Genomic DNA, 209 nt, shown 5'->3' on the forward strand with positions numbered 1-209 from the left:
AACAATGTTATCCTAGTAATGTGGGGCTATAGCTCAGCTGGGAGAGCGCCTGCCTTGCACGCAGGAGGTCAGCAGTTCGATCCTGCTTAGCTCCACCACTTTACTACCTACTCCTCATAGATAAACACTCTTAAGACAGTGACTTTAAATAAGAAACTGAGAGTTTTTAACTCTGAGAAGTAATTCTCTTGCTCTTTAAAAATTTGGAA

The 209-nt window shown here is 41.6% G+C and carries 1 tRNA gene; it reads left to right on the forward strand.

Features of this window, described 5'->3' with window-relative positions:
• Nucleotides 1-22: 22 nt before the first annotated feature.
• Nucleotides 23-98: transfer RNA gene (locus CWB99_RS06710), tRNA-Ala, on the forward strand.
• The last annotated feature ends 111 nt before the right edge of the window (nucleotides 99-209 follow it).

This window comes from Pseudoalteromonas rubra (assembly GCF_005887095.1).
Taxonomy (GTDB): Bacteria; Pseudomonadota; Gammaproteobacteria; order Enterobacterales; family Alteromonadaceae; genus Pseudoalteromonas; species Pseudoalteromonas rubra_E.